The 23800-nt window shown below is 72.2% G+C and carries 16 protein-coding genes; 6 read left to right on the forward strand and 10 right to left on the reverse strand.

Going from position 1 to position 23800, the window contains the following annotated elements:
• Positions 1 to 16 precede the first annotated feature (16 nt).
• Complete coding sequence (locus OHA55_RS05150) at positions 17 to 1066, reverse strand: slipin family protein (protein ID WP_266703225.1); 1050 nt, start codon at positions 1064 to 1066, stop codon at positions 17 to 19.
• Positions 1067 to 1431: 365 nt separating this feature from the next.
• Between OHA55_RS05150 and OHA55_RS05155 the strand changes: the two genes are divergently transcribed.
• A complete protein-coding gene (locus OHA55_RS05155) occupies positions 1432 to 1794 on the forward strand; it encodes a hypothetical protein (RefSeq protein WP_266703227.1) in 363 nt (120 codons plus the stop codon).
• Positions 1795 to 1824: 30 nt separating this feature from the next.
• Here the strand turns inward: OHA55_RS05155 and OHA55_RS05160 are convergent, their stop codons facing one another.
• Positions 1825 to 2922: an ADP-ribosylglycohydrolase family protein gene (locus tag OHA55_RS05160; RefSeq protein ID WP_266703229.1), complete on the reverse strand. Its 1098-nt coding sequence runs from the start codon at positions 2920 to 2922 to the stop codon at positions 1825 to 1827.
• 68 nt (positions 2923 to 2990) lie between these two features.
• Here OHA55_RS05160 and OHA55_RS05165 point away from each other — a divergent pair, with 68 nt between their 5' ends.
• Positions 2991 to 3284: a DUF6343 family protein gene (locus OHA55_RS05165; RefSeq protein ID WP_266703231.1), complete on the forward strand. Its 294-nt coding sequence runs from the start codon at positions 2991 to 2993 to the stop codon at positions 3282 to 3284.
• A 49-nt stretch (positions 3285 to 3333) separates the two neighbouring features.
• Here the strand turns inward: OHA55_RS05165 and OHA55_RS05170 are convergent, their stop codons facing one another.
• From OHA55_RS05170 to OHA55_RS05185, 4 genes are all read right to left on the reverse strand, one after another.
• Positions 3334 to 3702 carry a tetratricopeptide repeat protein gene (locus OHA55_RS05170; protein WP_266703233.1) on the reverse strand — a complete coding sequence of 123 codons (369 nt, stop codon included), beginning with the start codon at positions 3700 to 3702 and terminating at the stop codon, positions 3334 to 3336.
• A gap of 51 nt (positions 3703 to 3753) precedes the next feature.
• A complete protein-coding gene (gene coaE / locus OHA55_RS05175; RefSeq protein WP_266703235.1) occupies positions 3754 to 4410 on the reverse strand; it encodes a dephospho-CoA kinase in 657 nt (218 codons plus the stop codon).
• Positions 4411 to 4498: 88 nt separating this feature from the next.
• Positions 4499 to 5437: a PAC2 family protein gene (locus OHA55_RS05180; protein ID WP_266703237.1), complete on the reverse strand. Its 939-nt coding sequence runs from the start codon at positions 5435 to 5437 to the stop codon at positions 4499 to 4501.
• Between the two features lie 106 nt (positions 5438 to 5543).
• Positions 5544 to 7070 (reverse strand): flavin monoamine oxidase family protein, encoded by a 1527-nt coding sequence (locus OHA55_RS05185; protein ID WP_266710424.1) that lies wholly within the window; start codon positions 7068 to 7070, stop codon positions 5544 to 5546.
• A gap of 333 nt (positions 7071 to 7403) precedes the next feature.
• Here OHA55_RS05185 and OHA55_RS05190 point away from each other — a divergent pair, with 333 nt between their 5' ends.
• Positions 7404 to 8375, forward strand: a complete 972-nt coding sequence (locus OHA55_RS05190) for a nitrous oxide reductase family maturation protein NosD (protein WP_266703239.1) — start codon at positions 7404 to 7406, stop codon at positions 8373 to 8375.
• A gap of 338 nt (positions 8376 to 8713) precedes the next feature.
• Here OHA55_RS05190 and rpsA read toward each other — a convergent pair whose 3' ends face one another.
• Positions 8714 to 10222, reverse strand: a complete 1509-nt coding sequence (rpsA, locus tag OHA55_RS05195) for a 30S ribosomal protein S1 (RefSeq protein WP_266703241.1) — start codon at positions 10220 to 10222, stop codon at positions 8714 to 8716.
• A 431-nt stretch (positions 10223 to 10653) separates the two neighbouring features.
• On the opposite strand from rpsA, the gene OHA55_RS05200 reads away from it, so the two are divergent.
• Both OHA55_RS05200 and hrpB read left to right on the forward strand, forming a co-directional pair.
• Positions 10654 to 11466 carry a class I SAM-dependent methyltransferase gene (locus tag OHA55_RS05200; RefSeq protein ID WP_266703243.1) on the forward strand — a complete coding sequence of 271 codons (813 nt, stop codon included), beginning with the start codon at positions 10654 to 10656 and terminating at the stop codon, positions 11464 to 11466.
• A gap of 519 nt (positions 11467 to 11985) precedes the next feature.
• Positions 11986 to 14565, forward strand: a complete 2580-nt coding sequence (hrpB, locus tag OHA55_RS05205; protein ID WP_266703245.1) for an ATP-dependent helicase HrpB — start codon at positions 11986 to 11988, stop codon at positions 14563 to 14565.
• Between the two features lie 286 nt (positions 14566 to 14851).
• On the opposite strand, the gene OHA55_RS05210 is transcribed toward hrpB, so the two are convergent.
• The gene (locus tag OHA55_RS05210) at positions 14852 to 16564 is read right to left on the reverse strand and encodes a lytic transglycosylase domain-containing protein (protein ID WP_266703247.1); all 1713 of its coding nucleotides are present in this window, start codon (positions 16562 to 16564) and stop codon (positions 14852 to 14854) included.
• A 484-nt stretch (positions 16565 to 17048) separates the two neighbouring features.
• Positions 17049 to 19760 (reverse strand): DNA polymerase I, encoded by a 2712-nt coding sequence (gene polA, locus OHA55_RS05215; RefSeq protein ID WP_266703249.1) that lies wholly within the window; start codon positions 19758 to 19760, stop codon positions 17049 to 17051.
• A gap of 135 nt (positions 19761 to 19895) precedes the next feature.
• Between polA and OHA55_RS05220 the strand changes: the two genes are divergently transcribed.
• Positions 19896 to 22169, forward strand: a complete 2274-nt coding sequence (locus tag OHA55_RS05220; protein ID WP_266703251.1) for an FdhF/YdeP family oxidoreductase — start codon at positions 19896 to 19898, stop codon at positions 22167 to 22169.
• Between the two features lie 40 nt (positions 22170 to 22209).
• Here OHA55_RS05220 and mptB read toward each other — a convergent pair whose 3' ends face one another.
• Positions 22210 to 23697, reverse strand: coding sequence for a polyprenol phosphomannose-dependent alpha 1,6 mannosyltransferase MptB (gene mptB, locus OHA55_RS05225; protein WP_266703253.1), 1488 nt, complete (start codon positions 23695 to 23697; stop codon positions 22210 to 22212).
• Positions 23698 to 23800: the final 103 nt, after the last annotated feature.

The raw sequence follows: 23800 nt of genomic DNA on the forward strand, positions 1-23800 counted from the left end.
CCGGTCCCGGACGGTCTCAGTGCCGGGTGAGCCGGTCCGACCGGGGCTGGGCTCCGGCGTCGGCGGGCGGCGCGGGGCGCGGCCGGGCGGCGTACCGGGGCGGCGGGGACGGGTGCGGCCGGTCGGCCGGAGCCTGCGGGGTACCCGGGCCGGAGCCGCGCGCCGCCGCGGGCTGCCGCCCGTTCGGGGCGCCGGCCGGCGTCGGCCTGTCGGAGGGCGTCGACCCGTTGGCCCCGGCGGGCGGCGCGGAAGCGGTGGGCGGCGCAGCGGACGTGACCGGAGCCGGCTGTCCGTCGCCCGCCTGCGGCTGCTGGGCCCGTTCGAGGAACCTGAGCAGCTCCACGGGGAAGGGGAGCACGAGCGTGGAGTTCTTCTCCGCGGCGACCGCGACCACCGTCTGCAGCAGCCGCAGCTGGAGAGCGGCGGGCTGCGCGGACATCTGGCCGGCGGCTTCCGCGAGCTTCTTGGACGCCTGGAGTTCGGCGTCGGCGTTGATGACGCGGGCGCGGCGCTCACGGTCGGCCTCGGCCTGCCGGGCCATGGAGCGTTTCATCGTCTCCGGCAGGGAGACGTCCTTGATCTCCACCCGGTCGATCTGGACGCCCCAGCCCACGGCCGGGCTGTCGATCATCAGCTCAAGGCCCTCGTTGAGCTTCTCGCGGTTGGAGAGCAGATCGTCCAGGTCGCTCTTTCCGATGATCGAGCGGAGCGACGTCTGCGCCATCTGCGAGACCGCGAAGCGGTAGTCCTCGACCTGGATGACCGCGCTCGCCGCGTCGATCACCTTGAAGTAGATGACGGCGTCGACGCGGACGGTCACGTTGTCCCGGGTGATCCCGTCCTGGGCCGGCACCGGCATCGTGACGATCTGCAGATTGACCTTGCGGAGCCGGTCCACGCCGGGGACGATCATCGTCAGTCCGGGTCCCCTGATCTCGTTGCGGAGCCGGCCGAGCCGGAGCACCACCCCTCGCTCGTACTGCCTGACGACGCGGACCCCCGTGACTGCGAACAGACCGCAGACGGCGAGCACCGCGACGATCGCGATCACTAGCACCTGGACCATGACGGCCCCCTGCCACTGGCACGGCACACAACGGCACCGGGGCGGAACCGTTGCCTATTAACACGTTATGCCCTTTTCGCCCCCCGGTGGAACCTCGGACTCTCCCGGATGTCGCCCGGTCGGCCCTCCCCGGGTGCCGGGACGCGCCCGAGCGGGCAGCGTGGCATGCGCCCGTACGGAATCGCCGTACCGGCACCCCGGGGCCGGCGCCGCCGCGCCGGTCCCGCGCAGTCCCGCAGTCCCGCAGTCCCGCAGTCCCGCAGTCCCGCAGTCCCGCAGTCCCGCAGTCCCGCAGTCCCGCAGTCCCGCAGTCCCGCAGTCCCGCAGCACCCTGACGATCCGGACGAGCAGACGAGGACCCGCCCATGTCCGTGACAGCGACGTTCCACCGCCGCCTCCGCCGTCCCCGCGCAGCCGCGGGGGCCGCCCTGCTGGTTCTCACCGCGCTGGGCGCCTCGGGGTGTTCGGGCCTCGGCCGCACCGCGGTCGGGCCGGTCATCTACACCACCGAGCGCGATGTCGAGGTGATGGAGAACAGCCCCCTGGTCCGCGGCTGCCACCCGCTTCCGGGGGGTGCGAAGGCGGTCGACAACAACACCCTCATCGACATGGTTCTCTACCGTTCCCGCGACTGCACCGGTAAGGGCAGCACCTATCTGTCCACCCGGCTCACGGACGTGGACGCCGCGAGCACGCCGGTCTGGCGCAGCTACACCCTCGTGCACTGACCACCGGTCCGGGACCGGCCGCCGGGCCGCTCAGTGGCCGGGGTAGCGGCCGGCCGGCCAGTCGACCGGCCCCTCGGACTGGCGGGAGAGGTCGTCGGCGATCCGGGTGATCAGGGTCAGTCCTTCGGTGCGCACCAGCCAGTCGGCGGGCAGCGCGGCGTCCCCGTGCAGCGCGCCGAGCAGATTGCCGCAGACGGCGCCGGTGGAGTCGCTGTCCCCGGAGTGGTTGACCGACAGCAGCAGCGCCTCCGGAAGGTCCCCGGCGCCCGGCAGTGCCAGCGCGCAGTACACGGCGATGGCGAGCGCCTCCTCGGCGACCCATCCCGCCCCGAGCGATTCGACGCCGTCGGCGGCCGGGGCTCCTTCGGCGGCGCGGTCGACGGCCGCCCGCAGCGCCGCGGTGGTCTCCTCGTGGCCGGGGTGGCGCGCGGTCAGCTCCATCGCCCGCAGTACCGCCCCGGGCATCGACTCGCCCGCCAGGAGGTACGCGACGATCGCGGCGAACGCGCCCGCCGCGAGCGCTCCGGTCGGATGGCCGTGGGTGATCTTCGCACAGTGGGCGGCCAGCCCGAAGGCGTCCTCCGGGGGCAGACCGGTCAGCCCGAAGGGGGCGGACCTCATCACGGTGCCGCAGCCCTTGGAGCCGGAGTTCACCGGCCCGGGCGCACCGGGGGCCTGCCTGTCGTCCGGGACGTGTCCGGCGGCGAGACCGGTCAGGCACGCGTTGCCGGGAGCCCGGCGGGCGTAGAGCAGTTGCTGCCGGCGCAGCCATCCGGTGCGGATCGTGTTGTCGCCGCCGCGGGCGGGCGGTGACGGGTGGTTCTGGGTGTCGAGCCAGCGCAGATAGGCCGAGCGCACCGCGTCCACCTGTCCGGTGCGACCGCGCCCGGCTTCCGCGCGGATCAGCCCTTCGACGGTGAAGAGGGTCATCTGGGTGTCGTCCGTGATGCGGCCGACGACTCCCTCGGAGTCCGGCACGAGGCCTCGGACGCCGAGCGGTCCGTGGGCCCGTCCGATACCGGCCAGCGAGAGGAACTCCACCGGATTTCCGAGCGCGTCGCCGACCGCGCCGCCCAGCAGACAGCCCCGCACCCGTGCCCTGCGGACCGCGTTCCCGATACCCGTCACGAACATCCCCCTCCGGCGTTCCGCACTGACGACGGCACGGGTCCATGCTGGACGTGAGGTGATGCGACATGCGTACCGGCAGTGAACCCATGACCGCGCGCAGTCCGCTGCGCATGCGGCTCTGGCTGAGTCTATGGGGCGTCGCCTGGACCCTGTTCGGAGTGGTCGCGTTCTCGCTCGCCGACCGGCCCGGCTGGGCCGCGGCCTGCGGTGTACTGCTCGCGGTGACCGCGGCGGACCTCGCGGTGGTCGTCCACCGGATGCACCAGGGTGACCGCTTCCAGCCGGGCAGGGACGTCCCGCCGTACGAACCCGACCACGGCGACGGGCGGACGCACCGGCCGTGGACGAGGACCCCGTAAGGTCTTTCGTCCGGATCGGGCTGGGCTCGTGGGCCGGGCGGCGGTGTGTTCAGTCCCGGCTGTCGAAGCGTGCCGCAGTCAGGTACTCCGGGTTCGGGTCGAGCGCGGCGGCGAGCCGGAAGTGGCGGGTGGCCCGTTCGGGCCGCCCGGCTCGCTGGAAGGTGCGGGCCAGTGCGAAGTGGGCGAAGGCGTTGTCCGGTTCGCGCTCCAGGACCAACTCGAACTCCAGCTCCGCCGGGCGGAGTTGGGCGGCCGCGAAGAAGGCCCTGGCGCGCAGCAGTCGGGCGGCGGTGTTTTCCGGGTGCACGGCGATCACCGAGTCGAGGAGCTTCACCGCACCCTGGGGGTCACGCGCGGCCAGCAGTTGCTCGGCGGCGCGGAAGTCGATCACATGGGTTTCCGGGTTCCGTTCGGGCACGGTCGGATCCTTCCCTTCGCTCGGCCGTTTCCAACGTCGTGCGGTGGCGCGCTATTCCGTGGGCCGCGGCTGTCCGGTGCGCCGCCGCTGTTCCGTACGCGGTGCGGGGCCGGAGGCGGCCCGGCGGGAGAGTTCGTCCCACACCTTCCGTACCTGCGGTTCCAGGTCTTCGAGGGGGCCGTCGTTGTCCACGACGAGATCGGCGACGGCGAGCCGTTCCTCCCGGGTGGCCTGGGCCGCCATCCGGGCGCGGGCGTCGTCCTCCGTCATACCGCGCAGCCGGACGAGACGGTCGAGCTGGGTGGCGGGCGCGGCGTCGACGACGATCACCAGGTCGTAGAGGGGGGCGAGTCCGTTCTCGGTGAGCAGCGGGACGTCGTTGACGACCACGGACCCGGGACCGGCGGTGCCCTCCAGCTCGGCGGTCCGGTCCCTGACGAGGGGGTGGACGATCGCGTTGAGTGCGGCGAGGCGGTCGCTGTCGGCGAAGACGATCGCGCCGAGGGCGGGCCGGTTCAAACTGCCGTCCTCGTGCAGGACGCCGGTCCCGAACTCCCGCACGACGGCGGCGAGTCCCGGAGTACCGGGGGCGACGACCTCGCGGGCGAGCCGGTCCGCGTCGATGAGCACCGCTCCGTACTGGACGAGCAGCCGGGACACCGCGCTCTTGCCGGCACCGATGCCGCCGGTCAGGCCAACTTTCAGCATGGGCGGCAGCCTACGGGGCCGGGTGGGCGTGTGTCCCACCCGGTGGCGGCGGTCCGGCGCACCGGGGCGGTGTGCCGGACGGCCGCCGTCAGGCGTCGCCCTCGCGCTCGGCGAGGAAGCGCTCGAATTCGAGGCCGATCTCGTCGGCGGAGGGCAGGTCCACCGGTTCGGCGACGAGGTTGCCGCGGGTCTCGGAGCCGGCGATCGCGTCGTACTGGTGCTCAAGTCCCTCGACGAGCGCGACGAGTTCTTCGTCACCCTCACCGATCTGCCGGTCGATCTCGGTCTGGGTGCGGTGCGCGGCGGTGCGCAGGGTGTGCGCGACGGTGGGCAGCACCAGGCCGGTGGCGGCGGTGATCGCTTCGAGGCTGGTGAGCGCCGCGTCCGGGTAGGCGGAGCGGGCGACGTAGTGCGGGACGTGCGCGGCCACGCCGAGCACGTCGTGGCCGGCTTCGGCGAGGCGGTACTCGACGAGCGCGGCGGCCGAACCGGGGACCTGCGCCTCGTCGAACGGGGTGCTGTGGCCCGGCATCAGGTCGACGCGGTTGCCGTGCGGGGTGAGGCCGACCGGGCGGGTGTGCGGGACGCCCATCGGGATGCCGTGGACGGTCACCGAGAGCCGGACGCCGAGGCGTTCGACGATCTGCTCGACCGCGGCGGCGAAACGCTCCCACTCCACGTCCGGTTCGGGGCCGGAGAGCAGGAGGAAGGGAGCTCCGGTGGCGTCCTGGACGACCCGGACGTCCAGCGTCGGGGTCTCGTACGCCGTCCAGCGGTCGCGCCGGAAGGTGAGCAGCGGGCGCCGGGCCCGGTAGTCCACGAGGCGGTCGTGGTCGAAGCGGGCGACCACCTGGTGGGGCAGTGATTCCAGCAGTCCGTCGACGACCTGCTCGCCGGTCTCACCGGCGTCGATGTATCCGTCGAAGTGATAGAGCATGACCAGGCCGGCCGACTCCTGGGCAAGCGCCATGTCGACGACGGCCAGCCCCTTCGGCTCCCATTCGTACAGACTCTGCGGATCAGGCACAGTTACCGCTCCTCCTCGTGTTCCTGAAGAAGAACGCCCAGGGGGGCACGGACATTCCCCGTCCGTGCCCCGTCATCAGGTGTTTACGCGGGCGTGGGCACGGGTGTCAGGCGAGCACCCTGCTGTGCAGCGCGGTCACGGCCTTGCGGGCCGAGGTGAACGCCCCGTGCTGCCAGGCGTCGGTGTTGCTCAGGTAGTCGCCCGCGAAGTAGACGCGGCCGGCCGCCTTGTTGAGCGGGGCGAAGGCGGCGGACTCCGGGCCCCCGGCCAGGGAGTGCCAGGCGGCCTCCAGGTGGGGGGTCTGGCGCCAGTGGTGCGAGAAGGACGAGGCGAGTTCCGTGCGGTACTTGTCGCCGTGGATCTTGACGCCCTGGGCGAGGGCGCGGGTCTCACGGTCCTTGGGGGCGAGGGCGGCGTAGGAGTCGGCGTTGGTACCGGTGTTGTAGTAGCCGATGATCAGCCCGCGGTCGCCGTTGTGGCCGTAGGACGGGTACCAGATGTGGGAGAGGTCCATGTCGGTCTCGGTGATGCCGCCGTAGATCCGGTGGTCGGTCTCCCACCAGCGACTCTTGTACTCCAGACCGATCTTTCCGGCCGAGGAGGGCTTGCATCCCTCGAGCGCGGTCTGCACGGCGGGGCCGAGGTTGTGCGAGGTCTTGGCCAGGATGTTCGGGGGCAGGGCGGCGATGCAGTAGTCGGCGTCGATGGTGTGGGTGCGGCCGTCCTGCGTGTAGGTGACGGTGACGCCGTGCGGGGTGTCGTGGATGTCGGTGACCGCGGCGCCGGTACGGATGCGGCGGCTGCCTATCGCCTTGGTCAGGGCCTTGGGTATCTGGTCCATGCCGCCTACGGGCTGGAACATCAGCATCGCCTGGTCGTACTCGAACTCGAAGGAGAAGTAGCGGCCCACGTTGGTCGAGAAGATCTCGGAGGCGGTCGGTACGTCCCCGAGCAGCTCGCCGGGGGTGCCGACGGCCGCGGGGTCGACGCGGTAACCGCGGCGCGGGCTGCCGGTGTATTCGAGGGTGTCGCCGATGTCGCCGAAGTCCTTCAGGAACTCCAGGAGCTTCTCCTGGTCCTCGGCGGTGATCTGACGGTCCAGGGCGCCCATGTCGGTCGCCTTCGCCAGAAGTTCGGAGACGTAGCCGTACATGTCGGCCTTGGCGGTGCGGTAGCGCATCGGGGCCTTCATGCCGTTGCGCTCGTTGAAGATGTAGGCGTTGGCGTTCACGTTGGTGAACACCTCGACGGGGACGCCGAGTTCGCGGCAGTAGTCGAGCGTGACCATCCACTGGGGAATCCGGCCGGGGCCGGCGTTCATGTACTGCCCGTCGTGGAACTTGGCGGTCTGCTTGTTCCCGTACAGGTCGGTGGTGGTGTCCCCGCCGCGGATCGTGGTGTTGCGGCCGCCGGTGAAGCCCCGGGCCTCCAGGACCGTACAGTCGTAGCCCGCCTTCCCGAGCTCGTAGGCGGAGGCGAGGCCGGCGATGCCGCCGCCGACGATGACGACCTTGGCGGCTTTCGCCCGGCCCTTGAGGTTGAAGTCGCCCTTGCTGGGGGCGTGGAACACGGGCTCGCGGGTCGCGGCCTGCGCGGTGGGGGCCAGGCCGAGGGCTCCCATGGTGGCGAACATGGCGCCCGCCCCACTCGTGAGGCCCACCTGACGCAGGAAGTTGCGGCGGCTCGAACCGGACGCGGCACCGTTCGGCATGCTGGATGTAGAGGTCATGTCCCGACTCCTCCGTGGATCTTGGCTATGCCGGGATCCTGGCAAGTGCGTGTTACGGGCCGTCAGTTACTCGTGTATCCCACATGTTTCTCTCCCGGAAAATGCGAACCGATATTCGGGCAATGGTCCAGACCTTGACGCTCCCCGCCCACACCCCTAACGTCTCGGGGCAGCACGTTCAGGTCCTCGCCCCCCATTCACGTGACTGACGTCTGGACTCTCCGGGAAGGCACCTCCATGCGCACCCGTATACCTCTCGCACCGCTGCTGGCCACCGCCCTCGTCACCTGCGGCTTCACCCTCGTCCCGGCAGGCCCGGCCTCGGCCGCCTCCACCGTCGACGTCAGCACCGCGAAACAGCTCAAGGCGGCGCTCCTGGCAGTGGTACCCGGCGACACGATCCGCCTCGCGGACGGTGTCTACACCGGCAACTTCAAGGTGACCGTCCCGGGCACCGCCGACGCCCGCATCACCCTGACCGGTTCCGCCGCGGCGGTACTCACCGCGGGCGGCGGCTACGGGCTCCACCTGAACGGCGCCTCGTACTGGACCGTGCAGGGGGTCACCGTCACCGGCGGCCAGAAGGGCATCGTGACCGACTCCGCGAACGGCGTGGTCATCGACTCGGTGACCGTCCACGACCTCGACATGGAAGGCGTGCACTTCCGTACGTCCAGCAAGGACGGGGTCATCCGGAACTCGCGGATCTACGACACCGGCCACGACGGGCGCGGCATGGGCGAGGGCGTCTACGTCGGCACCGCGGGCGACCTCACCGACAACAGCGACCGGGTCCTGATCACCGACAACGTCATCGGCCCGGGGGTCGGCGGCGAGAACGTCGACATCAAGGAAGGCACCACGGGCGCCCGGATCATCGGCAACACCTTCGACGGCAGCGGGCTGACCGGCGCGAACTACGACGACTCCTGGGTCGACGTGAAGGGCAACGGTGTACTCGTCCAGGGCAACACCGGCTCCCGCACCACCAACACCGGCTACGAGACCCACACCCAGCAGCCCGGCTGGGGCTGCGGCACCGTGTTCCGGGACAACCACTCGGACCTCACCGGCGCCGTAGGCACCCCACGGCTGGCGATCAACGTCACCGCGAACACCTCGGGCTGCACCACCACCGTGTACGCCGACAACACGGTGACCGGCGGGCTGGGCCTGACCAACATCGCCGTCACGGCAGTCGCCCCGTAACGGCGGGCGGACCGCACCGGACGGGGACGGGGCGCGGAGCCACGGAGCCACGGAGCCACGGAGCCACGGAGCCACGGAGCACGGTGCGCGGTGCGCGGTGCGCGGTGCGCGGAGCACGGAGCACGGTGCGCGGAGCACGGGTGACAGGTCACGGGGTGACGGGGTCACAGGGTCACGGACCGCACCGGACAGTGTGCGGCAGGCGGACCGCACCGGGCGGCAACGGGGGCGGGCCTCACGCACCGGACATGCGTGAGGCCCGCCCCCCGAAGGGGACGGGCCTCATGCGTACCTACTCCTGCTACCGCCGTCCGTCAGCGGCTGCCAGGGTCAGAGCTTCAGCTCTGGCCACCGGCCAGCTTCTCGCGCAGGGCGGCGAGCGCCTCGTCCGACGCCAGGGCGCCGGAGTTGTCGGCCGACTCCGAGGAGTACGAGCCGCCACCGCTGCCGCCGGAGGCAGCCGGGGCGCCGGCCGGGGCGGCAGCGCCCTCGGCAGCGGCGGCCTCGTCGGCCTCGCGGGACTTGATGACCTGGGCCTGGTGCTGCTCGAAGCGCTGCTGCGCCTCGGCGTACTGGGTCTCCCAGACCTCGCGCTGCGCCTCGAAGCCCTCGAGCCAGTCGTTGGTCTCGGGGTCGAAGCCCTCGGGGTAGATGTAGTTGCCCTGGTCGTCGTAGGACGCGGCCATGCCGTACAGGGTCGGGTCGAACTCGACCGAGGCCGGGTCGCTGCCGAAGGACTCGTTGGCCTGCTTCAGCGAGAGGCTGATCCGACGACGCTCGAGGTCGATGTCGATGACCTTGACGAAGATCTCGTCGTTGACCTGGACGACCTGCTCCGGGATCTCCACGTGGCGCTCGGCCAGCTCGGAGATGTGGACCAGGCCCTCGATGCCCTCGTCGACGCGGACGAACGCACCGAACGGAACGAGCTTGGTGACCTTACCCGGGACGACCTGACCGATCTGGTGCGTACGGGCGAACTGCTGCCACGGGTCTTCCTGCGTCGCCTTCAGCGACAGGGAGACACGCTCGCGGTCCATGTCGACGTCGAGAACCTCGACGGTGACTTCCTGGCCGACCTCGACAACCTCGGACGGGTGGTCGATGTGCTTCCAGGACAGCTCGGAGACGTGGACGAGACCGTCGACGCCACCCAGGTCCACGAAGGCACCGAAGTTGACGATCGAGGAGACGACGCCGGAGCGGACCTGACCCTTCTGCAGGGTGGTGAGGAACGTCTGGCGGACCTCGGACTGGGTCTGCTCCAGCCAGGCACGGCGGGACAGGACCACGTTGTTGCGGTTCTTGTCCAGCTCGATGATCTTCGCCTCGAGCTCCTTGCCCACGTAGGGCTGGAGGTCGCGGACGCGACGCATCTCGACGAGCGACGCCGGCAGGAAGCCACGGAGGCCGATGTCGAGGATGAGACCACCCTTGACGACCTCGATGACGGTACCGGTGACGATGCCGTCCTCTTCCTTGATCTTCTCGATGGTGCCCCAAGCACGCTCGTACTGCGCGCGCTTCTTCGAGAGGATCAGGCGGCCTTCCTTGTCCTCCTTCTGGAGAACCAGGGCCTCGATCTCGTCGCCGACCTTGACGACCTCGTTCGGGTCGACGTCGTGCTTGATCGAGAGCTCGCGGCTCGGGATGACACCTTCGGTCTTGTAACCGATGTCGAGGAGGACCTCGTCCCGGTCGACCTTGACGATGACACCATCAACGATGTCGCCGTCGTTGAAGTACTTGATCGTCTCGTCGATCGCCGCGAGGAACGCGTCCGCGTCGCCGATGTCGTTGACCGCAACCTGCGGAGTGGTGGCGGTGGTCTCGGTGCTGCTCGTCATGTGGGAAAGGGCTCCGGTACGGACAGAGAGTCGTAGGTACTGCTACGCCGAGAGCCCGTATCGCCTCTGCAGAAGCCGGACAGCCTGGAAAGTGCGACCCGTCTCCGGGAGACACCTCGACAACCGAGGGGACATGCAACAGACGCGAGCGCGGCCTGCTAGGTCTGAGGCGCGCAGGCTCGCAGCGCAACTTGTAGCATACGGGGGCAGCCGGACACGGTCAATGCGCGAAGGCGCACACGCGGGGCGCAACCGGCCATATCCGGCACAACTCGGCCGCGCCGAGGCCGTATCCGGGCCGTGCGCGGGTCCGAAACTCGCCTCCGCGCACGCGTCGCGACGAGTCAGGCGCCCGGAACGGACACCTGCACGGACACTCCCCGCACCCCGCCGCACGCGGTGGGTAAAGGCAAACTACAACGACGGACACGATGAGCCAAGAGACCTACGGAACCGAAGCCGAAGCGACCCGCCGCGAGGCCGGCGAGACGGAGAGCAGCCGGGCCAGCCGCGGCTGGTGGGACCGGAACGCGGACGAGTACCAGAGCGACCACGGGGCGTTTCTCGGCGACGACCGGTTCGTCTGGGGGCCGGAAGGGCTCGACGAGGCGGAAGCCGGGCTCCTCGGGCCCGCCGCCGCCCTCGCGGGGCGTGATGTCCTGGAGATCGGTGCCGGCGCGGCACAGTGCTCCCGCTGGCTGGCCGCCCAGGGAGCCCGCCCGGTGGCCCTGGACCTCTCCCACCGGCAACTCCAGCACGCCCTGCGGATCGGCGACGAGGTACCGCTGGTGGAGGCGGACGCCGGGGTGCTGCCTTTCCGGGACGGTTCCTTCGACCTCGCCTGCTCCGCCTACGGCGCCGTTCCCTTCGTCGCCGACCCGGTGCGCGTCTTCCGCGAGGTCCGCCGGGTACTGCGGCCCGGCGGGCGCTGGGTCTTCTCGGTGACCCACCCGATCCGCTGGGCCTTCCCCGACGAACCGGGTCCGGAGGGTCTCTCCGTCGCCGCGTCCTACTTCGACCGCGTCCCCTACGTCGAGCAGGACGAATCGGGCGAGGCCGTCTACGTGGAGCACCACCGGACGCTGGGTGACCGGGTCCGCGACGTGGTCGCGGCCGGCTTCCGCCTCGTCGACCTGGTCGAACCGGAGTGGCCGGAGTGGAACCACCAGGAGTGGGGCGGCTGGTCGCCACTGCGCGGAAACCTCATCCCGGGCACGGCGATCTTCGTCTGCGAGCGGGACTGACCCGGATTTCTTTCGGGACTGACCGGGACTGGTTGTCGGGGGCCGGCCTGGACGGGCCGAGGGTGACCGGGACTGGTTGCCGGGGGCCGGCCTGGACGGGCTGACGGTGACCGGGACAGGTTGCCGGGGCTGACCGGTACTGGTTGGGGCCGACTGGTACTGGTTGGGGCTGGCTGGGACCGATGGGGCAGGTCGGGACTGGTCAAGGGCTGTCGGGACTGGTCGGGGCTTGTTGTCCGGGCTTGTTGTCCGGGCTTGTTGTCGGGACTGGTCGGGGCTTGCTGTCGGGGCTTGTTGTCCGGGCTTGTTGTCGGGACTGGTCGGGGCTTGCTGTCGGGGCTTGTTGAGGCTGCCCCCGGCTCCGGGGGATGCGGGCCGAGTCTGGCGGGTGCTTCGGGGTGGGTGGCTGCCCCTCCGAACTCTGTCGCACGACCTCGACGGGCCGCTTCCCCCGCGCGGGGGAAGCGGCTCCCCCGCGCGGGGGTGGGGACGGCCGGGCCCCCGTACGACACTGGGTACGTGATCCGAACCGATGCCCTGGACGACCTGCCCGTCCGCACCGCTGTGCCGGCCCTGCGCCGGGCGCTCGACGAGCGGGGCACCGCCGTGCTGTGCGCACCGCCGGGAACCGGCAAGACCACCCTCGTGCCGCTCGCTCTCGCGGGGCTGACCGGCGAGGGCCCGGCGCGCCGGGTCGTGGTCGCCGAGCCCCGCAGGATCGCCGTCCGCGCCGCGGCCCGCCGCATGGCGTGGCTCCTCGGCGAGCGGCCGGGGGGCAGGGTCGGCTTCACCGTGCGTGGCGAGCGCGTGGTCGGCCCCGACACCGTGATCGAGGTCGTCACCACCGGGGTGCTGCTCCAGCGTCTCCAGCGCGACCAGGAACTCTCCGGCGTCGACGTGGTGATCCTCGACGAGTGCCACGAGCGCCATCTGGACGCGGACACCGCCGCCGCCTTCCTGCTGGACGTGCGCGAGACGCTCCGTCCCGATCTGCGGCTGGTCGCCGCCTCCGCGACGACCGACGCGGAGGGCTGGGCCCGGCTGCTCGGCGGCGCCCCGGTGGTCGAGGCGACCGGGGTCTCCCATCCGGTGGAGGTCGTCTGGGCGCCGCCCACCGCCCCGGTCCGGCCGCCGCACGGGATGCGGGTCGATCCCGCGCTGCTGACGCACGTCGCCTCGGTGGTGCGCCGGGCGCTCGTGGAGAGGGAAGGCGACGTGCTCTGTTTCCTGCCCGGTGCCGGCGAGATCGCCCAGGTCGCCGCCCGGCTGGCCGGAGCCGGCGCGGAGGTGCTCCAGGTGCACGGGCGGGCGCCCGCCTCCGTCCAGGACGCCGTGCTGGCCGGGGGCTCGGGCGGCGGACGGCGGGTCGTGCTGGCCACCTCGGTCGCGGAATCCTCCTTGACCGTGCCCGGGGTGCGGGTCGTGGTCGACAGCGGTCTCGCCCGGGAGCCCCGGACCGATCACGCCCGGGGGCTGAGCGCCCTGACGACCGTGCGGGCCTCGCAGGCGACCGGACGACAGCGGGCGGGCCGTGCCGGACGGGAGGCTCCCGGTGCGGTGTACCGGTGCTGGACGGAGGCGGAGGACGGGCGGCTCGCCCGGTTCCCGGCCCCGGAGATCCGGGTGGCGGACCTGGCGGGGTTCGCCCTGCGGGCCGCGTGCTGGGGCGACCCCGGGGCGGTGCACCTGGCGTTGCTCGACCCGCCGCCCGCGGGGGCGATGGGCGCTGCCCGCGAGGTGCTGACGGCGGTCGGGGCGGTGGACGCGGACGGGCGGGTGACCGGGCGCGGCACCCGGATGTCCCGCCTCGGTGTGCATCCCCGGCTGGCGCGCGCCCTGGTCGACGGAGCCCGGGAGGTCGGGGGGCGCCGGGCGGCCGAGGTGGTGGCCCTGCTGAGCGAGGAGCCGCCCCGCGAGTACGGCGACGACCTCGCCACGGCCCTGCGCACCGCGCGCCGGGGCGGCGACGGGTACGCCGCGCGCTGGCGCCAGGAGGTGCGGAGGCTGTCGTCCTCGCTGGGCGGCGGGGCGGATGCCGGGGACGGGCCGGCCGCCGGCCGGGCTGGGGGCGGCGCGGCGGGGAGCGGCGCGGCGGGCGGGGCCGTTCCGGTCACGGACGACGCCGCCGCCGGACTGGTGGCCGCGCTGGCGTTCCCGGAGCGGGTGGCACGCGGCCGGGGCGGAGAGGCGTTCCTGATGGCTTCGGGTACCGGGGCGGAGCTGCGGGACGGCTCGGGGCTGCGGGGCTCGCCGTGGCTGGCGGTCGCGGTCGCGGACCGCCCGTCGCATGCCGCGTCGGCCCGGGTGCGGCTGGCCGCGGTGATCGACGTGGAGACCGCGGTGCTGGCGGCGGGGCATCTGCGGTTCCGCGGCGAGGAGGTTCGCTGGAGCGAGGGCGACGTGGTGGCGCGCGTGGTGGACCGGCTGGGGGCGGTGGAGCTGACGGTGCGCCAGCTGAAGCAGCCCGGCCCGGAGCTGGTGCGGGCCGCTCTCCTGGAGGGGCTGCGCCGGGAGGGCACCGGACTGCTGCGGTGGACCCGGGACAGCGAGCAGTTGCGGGCCAGACTCGCGTTCCTGCACGGGGCGTTGGGGGCACCGTGGCCCGAGGTCTCGGACGAGGAGTTGCTGGCACGAGCCGGGGAGTGGCTGGAGCCGGAGCTCTCGCGTGCGCGGCGCCGGGCGGATCTGGGCCGGATCGACGCGGGGCAGGCGCTGCGCCGACTGCTCCCGTGGGCGACCGGGGAGGCGGCCCGGCTGGACGAGTTGGCACCGGAGCGCATCGAGGTGCCGAGCGGCTCCCGTATCCGGGTGGAGTATCACGGCGAGCAACCGGTCCTCGCCGTGAAACTCCAGGAGTTGTTCGGACTGGCCGAGACCCCGTCGGTGGCCGGGGTTCCCGTGCTGGTGCACCTGTTGTCTCCGGCGGGGCGGCCGGCGGCGGTAACCGCGGATCTGGCCTCGTTCTGGAGGGAGGGATACCGCGCGGTCCGCGCGGAACTGCGCGGGCGCTATCCCCGCCACCCGTGGCCGGAGGACCCTACGACGGTGGCCGCCACCCGGTTCACCTCGGCCCGGCTGAAGAGGGAGCAGCGGCCATGATCGGGGGGAGAGCGCGCGCCGGCTCTCCGGGGCAAATGCGGGAGCATCCGGTACGGGCGGGCTGGGGCGGCACGGGAACCGGTCGGCACGGGTGAGGCGATCACGGCCGGCCCGGTCCGGCGTCGGCCGTGGCCGGTGGGGGCGGCGTCGGCCGTGGCCAGTCCGGTCCGGCGTCAGCCGTGGCCGGTGCCGGCCGTGGCGGGTGCCGGTAGCGAACGCGTCCCGGTACGGCCGCGCGCCCGTACCGGGACGTACTCGGTACGGGCGCGCGTGGGGCTGAGCGGCGTCAGGCGGCGGGCGGCGCCTCGACGACGAGCTCGATGTCGAGGACGGCGCCGCCCTCGGTGGTGATCCGCAGTTTGTACGTGCCCGCGGTGGTGCCGGCATGGATCTGCGGGAGGGAGAGCAGACCGTCCGCGTCGGTCGTCAGGCCGGTGAGCGTAGAGACGGTGGAGTCGCCGGCGCCCGTGAAGTTGGGGCCCTGGCCCTCCGGGACGGCTTCCCCGTCGCTGGTGAGGATCGTGGCGGTGACGGCGACACCGGAAGCGACGGCCCCGTCGAGGGTGGCCTTGACCTGAACGCTGTCGGTGAAGTCGCCGCCCTGGACGGCGGTCAGTGCGGTGCTGGTCGTCCGGGCGACCGTGTCGGCCCGGCGGGCCGTGACGGTCGCCGCGAAGTCGAGGCTGAACTGCGCGGTGGTGCCGACGACCGCGTGGACCTGGAAGTCGCCGGTGGTCTCGCCCGCCACGAGCGCCGGGGCGCTCGCGGTGCCGTCCGTCGCGGTGACCGCCTCGGCGCTGGTGGCGCCGCCGGCGAAGTGGGCGTCGGTGTCGCCGCTGATGGTGAAGGTGACGGGGGCCTTGGCGAAGCCGTTGGTCTGGCCGTCGACGGCCCGCACGGTGACTCTCCCGGCGAACTCGTGGCCCGCCATGGCGGTCAGGGCGCCGGTGCCCGCGTTCTCGATGCCGGAGAGCTTGAGGTCCTGGGAGGGCGACGGGGGCGTGGTGGTCGTGGGCGGCCCGTCGGGCAGCGTGGTTCCGGGCTTGCCGCTCGGCGGTGTGGTGGGGCTCGGGGACGGTGAAGCGGTCCCCGGCTTCCCGCCCGGGGAGGGGGTGGGCGAGGGAGAGGCCGAGGGGGACGGCGAAGGCGCGACCGGGCCGGTGGCGGGGGTGGTCGCCGGGCCGGGCGTGGTCGGCAGGACACCGGTTCCGTCGGGCACCGAGTGCGCGCCCTTGTTGTAATACTCGAACCAGGAGCGCACGGTCGACAGGTAGGCGGTGGAGTGGTTGTAGCTCAGCACCGCGCGGTCGATGTCGGTGTCGATGGACAGGTCCCGGGAACCGGCGCAGAGGTAACGCCCGGCGGCGAGCGCCGCGTCGTAGACGTTGTTGGGGTCCTTGCGTCCGTCGCCGTTCCCGTCCTGGCCCCAGGTGGCCCAGGTGGACGGGATGAACTGCATGGGTCCGACCGCGCGGTCGTGGACCGCGTCGTTGTCGTAGGCGCCGTTGTCCGTGTCCTGGATGAGCGCGAAACCGTTGCCGTCGAGGGCGGGCCCGAGGATCGGGCTGAGCGTGGTGCCGCTCGCGTCGACCTTGCCGCCGCGCGCCTGACCCGACTCCACCTTGCCGATGGCGGCGAGGAGTTGCCAGGGCAGCCGACAGGCCGGATCGGTGCCGGCGATGGCCGACTGGGCCTGCTTGTACGCGCCGAGCACCGAGGCCGGAATGCCCGACTCTGCGCTGGTGGCGGGCAGATCGGCCGAGACGGCCGGGGCGTCCGGAGTGGTCAGCGGGGGCAAGTCCGTGTGGTAGCCGTCGTTGCCGGTGGCTGCGCCCTGTTCGGGTTCGGCCGCGGTCGACGCGTCGTTCCCGCCGGAGGGGGCGGCCAGGCCCAGGGGGGCGCCGGGTGCCTGGGAGGCGGAGAGTGCGGCGACGACAGCGGCGGCCACCGCGGTGCTGGTGGCCCCTCTGCGCAGGCGACGGCCGAATTGCGCTGCCATATGGTCTGGTCCCTCCCCGACGACGGCTGTTCGCGCTCCCCAGCGCGAGGACTCCCGTGACCCTACGGCAACTTCTGATCCTCCGACACAGCCGATTGACCGGTTCTTACGGGTTTCTCACTATGTTCAGTACAAGTTGTCCTGCCCCACGTTTCCGGAACGGACCGGGCCACCGGGCAGACCGGGCCACCGGGCAGACCGGTCCACCGGGCGGACCGGTCCACCGGGCGGACCGGCTCCGCGCGAAAACCGGCTCCCCCGTGACCGGCCCTCCGCGAACCGGACTCGGTACCCACCCCCCGCACCGCCCCCGCAACCACACTGCCCCGCCCGGCTCCCGCCCCGCCCCGGACATGGCGGAGGCCGGACACGGTGTGCCCGGCCTCCGCCATGCGGGCGCGCGGCCAGTGCGGGCGCGCGGCCAGTGCCTTTCGTTCGGATCGGACCGGGCGAGCCCGGCCCGATCCGAACGAAAGGCCCTCGGTCAGTGCGCGGCCGACTCCCAGTCGGCTCCCACGCCGACCGACACGTCCAGCGGGGCGCGGAGTGTCACGGCCGAGGCCATCTCGTGGCGCAGGATGCTCTCCACCTCGGCGCTCTCTCCCGGGGCGATCTCCAGGACGATTTCGTCGTGCACCTGGAGCAGCATCCGGGACTTCAGCTTCGCCTCGGTCAGCGCCCGGTCCACCTGGAGCATCGCGACCTTCACGATGTCCGCGGCGGTGCCCTGGATCGGGGCGTTGAGCGCCATCCGCTCCGCCATCTCGCGCCGCTGGCGGTTGTCGCTGTTGAGGTCGGGGAGGTACCGGCGGCGGCCGAAGACCGTCTCGGTGTATCCGGTGGACCTGGCTTCCTCGACGACCCGGTGGAGGTAGTCGCGTACGCCGCCGAAGCGCTCGAAGTACGTGTCCATCAGGCCGCGCGCCTCGCCCGCCTCGATGTTGAGCTGCTGGGAGAGCCCGAACGCGGAGAGGCCGTAGGCGAGTCCGTAGGACATGGCCTTGATCTTGCGCCGCATCTCGGGGTCGACGGCCGACTTGTCCACGCCGAACACCTGGGAGGCGACGGTGGTGTGCAGGTCCTCGCCCGAGGTGAACGCCTCGATCAGGCCTGCGTCCTCGGAGAGGTGGGCCATCACCCGGAGTTCGATCTGGCTGTAGTCCGCCGTCATGAGGGTCTCGAAGCCCTCGCCGACGACGAAGCCCCGGCGGATCGCGCGCCCTTCGTCCGTACGGACCGGGATGTTCTGGAGGTTGGGGTCGGTGGAGGAGAGACGTCCGGTGGCCGCCACCGTCTGGTTGAAGGTGGTGTGGATGCGGCCGTCCGCCGCGATCGTCTTGATCAGGCCCTCGACGGTGACCCGCAGTTTCGCCTGCTCACGGTGGCGCAGCATGATCACCGGCAGGTCGTGCTCGGTCTGCGCGGCGAGCCAGGCCAGGGCGTCGGCGTCGGTGGTGTAACCGGTCTTCGTCTTCTTGGTCTTGGGCAGACCGAGCTCGCCGAAGAGGACTTCCTGGAGCTGCTTGGGCGAGCCGAGGTTGAACTCGTGGCCCACCGCGGCGTGCGCCTCCTTTATGGCCTGCTGCACGGCGCCCGCGAACTGCTGCTCCATCGATTCCAGATGGGCGCGGTCGGCGGCGATGCCGTGCCGTTCCAGCCGGGCCAGCAGGATCGAGGTGGGCAGTTCCATGTTGTGCAGCAGGTCGAGCGCGCCGACCTCCCTGAGCCGGGTGCTGAACGCGGCGCCGAGGTCGAGGATCGCGCGGGCCTGCGTCATCAGGGCGTCCGCCTCGGCGCGGTCGTCGGCGCCGAAGGCCAGCTGCCCGTCCGCGGCCGCGGCCGGGGCGAGCTCGCGGCCGAGGTACTCCACCGCCAGCGCGTCCAGCGCGAACGACCGCCGCCCCGGCTTCACCAGGTACGCGGCGAGCGCGGTGTCCATGGTGACGCCCTCGATGTGCCAGCCCAGCTCGGGGAGGACGCGCATGGCGGCCTTGGCGTTGTGCAGGACCTTCGGCCGCTCCGGATCGGCGAGCCAGGCGGTGAGCGCCTGCTCGTCCGAGGCGTCCAGCTCCGTCGGGTCCAGCCAGGCCGCGGCTCCGCCGACCGCCGCGAGGGCGATCTCGGTGACGGTGCCGGCGCCCAGCGCCCAGGTGTCCACGGTGGCCACGCCCAGCGGCTGGGAGCCGTGTTCGGCCAGCCACCCGGCGACCTGCCCGGTCGCCAGTACGGTGCCGTCCAGCTCCACCCCGGCGGCGGGGGCGGGTGCCTCCTCCTCGGCCGCACCCGGGTCGACGGCGAGCAGCCTCTCGCGCAGGCTCGGGTTGCGGATCTCCAGGACGTCCAGCACCCCGGTGACGGCGGTGCGGTCGTAGGGGGCGCGCTCCAGCTCGGCGGGGCCCTTGGGGAGCTCCACGTCACGCACCATCTCGGTCAGCCGGCGGTTCATCCGTACCGAGTCCAGATGGTCGCGGAAGTTCTGTCCGGCGACTCCCTTGACCTCGTCGGCGCGTGCCACCAGCTCGTCGAAGGAGCCGAACTGGTTGATCCACTTCGCGGCGGTCTTCTCACCCACCTTGGGGATGCCGGGGAGGTTGTCCGACGGGTCGCCGCGCAGTGCGGCGAAGTCCGGGTACTGGGCGGGGGTGAGGCCGTACTTCTCCTCGACCTTCTCCGGGGTGAAGCGGGTCAGCTCGGAGACGCCCTTGGTGGGGTAGAGGACCGTGACGTTCTCGGTGATGAGCTGGAAGGAGTCGCGGTCGCCCGTGACGATCAGCACCTCGAACCCGGCGGCCTCCGCCTGGGTGGCGAGCGTGGCGATCACGTCGTCGGCCTCGAAGCCGTCGACGGCGAACCGGTCCGCGTGCATCGCGTCCAGCAGTTCGCCGATCAGCTCGACCTGCCCCTTGAATTCGTCGGGGGTCTTGGAGCGGTTCGCCTTGTACTCGGGGAACTCCTGGGAGCGCCAGGTCTTGCGGGACACGTCGAACGCCACCGCGAAGTGGGTGGGCGCCTCGTCGCGCAGCGTGTTCGCCAGCATCGAGGCGAAGCCGTACACGGCGTTCGTCGGCTGCCCCGTCCCGGTCGTGAAATTCTCCGCGGGCAGGGCGAAGAACGCCCGGTACGCCAGGGAGTGCCCGTCCATGAGGAGCAGGCGCGGTCGGTTGTCTGCCGTCTTCTTCGATGCTGTCTCAGCCACGTACACGATCCTGCCACGGCCCGCCGACATCACGGACCGCTCACGGTTCCCGTCGCCCTTTCCTTCCTGATGCGCGCCTCGGCGGCCATGACAGGATCGAACGGGAGAGACCCACGCGCTCGAAGGGGAACAACCATGGCCACGAAGCCCCCGACCGGAGACCCGGTCCAGGACGCCCCGCAGGTCCGCGAGGCCCAGCACGCCGCCGCCGGGCTGCCCGCCGTCGCCCACTCGCTGCTCATGGCCCAGCAGCAGATGGGGCTGGGCCGCACCGCGCGCACGCTCCTCAAGGTCAACCAGAAGAACGGCTTCGACTGCCCCGGCTGCGCCTGGCCGGAGGGCGACAAACGCCACACCGCCGAGTTCTGCGAGAACGGCGCCAAGGCCGTGGCCGAAGAGGCGACGCTGCGCCGGGTCACCCCGGAGTTCTTCGCCGCGCACCCGGTCTCCGACCTCGCGGGGCGCAGCGGGTACTGGCTGGGCCAGCAGGGCCGCATCACGGAGCCGATGTACCTCCCCGAGGGCGCGGACACCTACGAGCCGATTCCCTGGGGCGACGCCTTCGCAATCATTGCCGACGAACTCCGTGCGCTCGCCTCTCCCGACGAGGCCCTCTTCTACACCTCGGGCCGGACCAGCAACGAGGCCGCGTTCCTCCTCCAGCTCTTCGCCCGCGAGTACGGCACCAACAACCTCCCCGACTGTTCGAACATGTGCCACGAGTCGTCCGGCTCCGCGCTCGTGGAGACCATCGGCATCGGCAAGGGCAGCGTCTCCCTGGAGGACCTCCACCAGGCCGATCTGATCATCGTCGCCGGGCAGAACCCCGGCACCAACCACCCGCGCATGCTCTCCGCCCTGGAGAAGGCCAAGCATGCCGGGGCGAAGATCATCTCGGTGAACCCGCTGCCCGAGGCCGGCCTGGAGCGCTTCAAGAACCCGCAGACCCCGCAGGGCATGATCAAGGGCACCGCCCTCACCGACCTCTTTCTCCAGATACGCCTCGGCGGCGACCAGGCCCTCTTCCGTCTCCTCAACAAGCTGATCCTTGAGACCGAGGGCGCCGTCGACACCGCCTTCGTCGACGAACACACCCACGGGTACGAGGAGTTCGCCCGGGCCGCCCGGGAGGCCGACTGGGACGAGACCCTCACCGCCACCGGACTCGACCGCGCCGACATCGAGAAGGCCCTCGGCCTGGTCCTGGCCTCGGAACGCACCATCGTCTGCTGGGCGATGGGACTCACCCAGCACAAGCACTCCGTGCCCACCATCCGCGAGGTGGTCAACTTCCTTCTGCTGCGCGGGAACATCGGACGCCCCGGCGCCGGTGTCTGCCCGGTGCGCGGCCACTCCAACGTCCAGGGCGACCGCACCATGGGCATCTACGAGCGCCCCGCACCGGCCTTCCTCGACGCCCTCGACAAGGAGTTCGGCATCACCTCGCCGCGCCATCACGGCTACGACGTGGTCCGGGCCATCCGCGCCCTGCGCGACGGCGACGCCAAGGTCTTCTTCGCGATGGGCGGCAACTTCGTCGCCGCCACCCCCGACACCGACGTCACCGAGGCCGCGATGCGCCGCGCCCGCCTCACCGTGCACGTGTCGACCAAGCTCAACCGCTCGCACGCCGTCACCGGCAGCCGCGCGCTGATCCTGCCGACGCTGGGCCGCACCGACAAGGACGTCCAGGCCGGCGGCAAGCAGTTCGTCACCGTCGAGGACTCGATGAGCATGGTGCACGCCTCCCGCGGCAACCTCGCCCCCGCGAGCCCGCACCTGCTCTCCGAACCCGCCATCGTCGCCCGCATGGCGCGCGCGGTCCTCGGCCCCGGTTCGACGACCCCGTGGGAGGAATTCGAGAAGGACTACGGCACGATCCGTGACCGCATCTCCCGCGTGGTGCCCGGCTTCGAGGACTTCAACGCCCGTGTCGCCCGCCCCGGCGGCTTCACCCTCCCCCACGGCCCGCGCGACGCCCGCCGCTTCCCGACCGCCACCGGCAAGGCCAACTTCACCGCCGCACCCGTGGAGTTCCCCGAACTCCCCGAAGGCAGGCTGCTGTTGCAGACCCTGCGCTCCCACGACCAGTACAACACCACGATCTACGGCCTGGACGACCGCTACCGCGGCATCAAGGACGGCCGCCGCGTCGTCCTCGTCAACCCCGACGACGCCCGCCAACTCGGCCTCCAGGACGGCGACTACACCGATCTCGTCAGCGAGTGGAAGGACGGCACCGAGCGCCGCGCTCCCGGTTTCCGGATCGTGCACTATCCCACCGCGCGGGGCTGCGCCGCCGCCTACTACCCGGAGACGAACGTCCTGGTGCCGCTCGACTCGACCGCCGACACCAGCAACACCCCCGCCAGCAAGTCGGTGGTGGTGCGCTTCGAGAAGGCCGGCTGACCCGCGGCCCCGGTCAGGAGGGCCGGCCGGCCCCGGACGGTCAGACGGGGGCCGCTCCCGTGGCGACCCCGTCGCGCACCGTGCCCGCACGACGGGGCCCCGGCACGCCGGCGCCACCGCTCGTGGCCCGGTCCGCCGCGGCCTCCCGGCGCAGCAGCAGCCAGCCCGTCACCGCGACCACCCCCATCACCGCGAAGCCGATCCCGGGCGTCGAGCCCGAGGGGTGCGTCTCGTACACCAGCGCCGCGCAGAGCACCGCGAGCCCCCGCCCGGCCGGCCCCCGGCACGCCCGGGCGGCTACGAACGGCACTCCCCACAGGGCGTACCACGGCTGCACCATCGGCGAGAGCAGCACCAGGGCCGTCAGCGCGAGGCCCAGGCCCAGCAGGGGGTCCAGGCGACCGGTGGCCGAGCGCCATCCGAAGCGCGCGACGAGGGCCGCCGCCGCGGCGAGTCCGAGGAGGCGCACGGCGGACTTCACCGCTTCGGGGTCCGCACCCGCCACCGTGTGGGCGAGCGTCCCGAGTACGGCCCCCAGGTCGCTGGAGAGGGAGAGCGAGGTGTGGATGCCCGCCGCGACGCTCTGCGTGTGCAGCCAGCCGAAACCGGTGCCGCTCAGCACGGAGACCGCGAGCACGGTCGTGGCGGCGACCAGCCCCGGCCCGAACACCCCGGTCACGATCCGCCGCGCGGGCGTACCCGCGGACCCCCTGCCCACCACCACTCCGACGAACAACAGGGCAAGTCCGGCAGGGGACTTGACCATCATCGCCAGCCCGATCAGCACGGCTCCGAGCACCCAGCGCCCCCGCAGCGCGCACACCGCGCCCGCCAGCGCGAGCCCCGCCATCAGTCCGTCGTTGTGCACCCCGCCCACCACGTGGATCAGGAGCAGCGGGTTGAGCGCCGCGAGCCACAGCGCCCCGCTCTCGTCCGCCCCGTACTCCCGCGCGAGGCGCCGCACGGCCCACACGATCAGCAACAGTGCCCCCACCGCGACCAGCCGCAGGGCGAGGACCGCGGGGACCAGGGTGCCGCCGGTGAGCGCCACCGCCCCTCGTGCCAGCAGCAGGAAGAAGGGGCCGTAGGGGGCCGGGGTGTCGGTCCAGTGCAGGCCCACGCTCGCCGCGGCGTCGCCGGCGAATCCCGCCGGGTCGAGGACCGAGGGGCCCTGGCTGTACACGTCGTGCCCTTCGAGGACCATCGCCCCCTGCGCGACGTAGCTGTACACGTCGGCGCTGTACAGGGGCGGCGTCAGCAGCAGCGGTGCCACCCACCAGGCGAGGGTCACCAGCGTGTGCCGTACGGAGGCGCCGGTGCGGCCGTACGCCCACCAGGCGACGACGAGCGCGGTGAGCCCGGCGTAGGCGAGGGCGGCTCCGGCGGTGGTCACCGTCGGCCCCCGGTCCGTCCACCAGCCCCACGGGTCGTGCACGGGAAGCCTTCCGGCGGCCCAGCCGCCCGCACCTATCGCCAGCGAACCGGCCAGCCCCAGCCGACGACATCCCACGACACCCAGTCCCCGCATCGGGCCAACCTATCGAACGGAGGTGAACGTCCAGCTTCCCCCGAGTGGCCGCCCGGGAATGCCCGGCGGGCCCGAGGCGGATCCCGAACCGGCCCCGAACCGG

The sequence above is a fragment of the Streptomyces sp. NBC_00102 genome, assembly GCF_026343115.1.
In the GTDB taxonomy this organism is placed as follows: domain Bacteria; phylum Actinomycetota; class Actinomycetes; order Streptomycetales; family Streptomycetaceae; genus Streptomyces.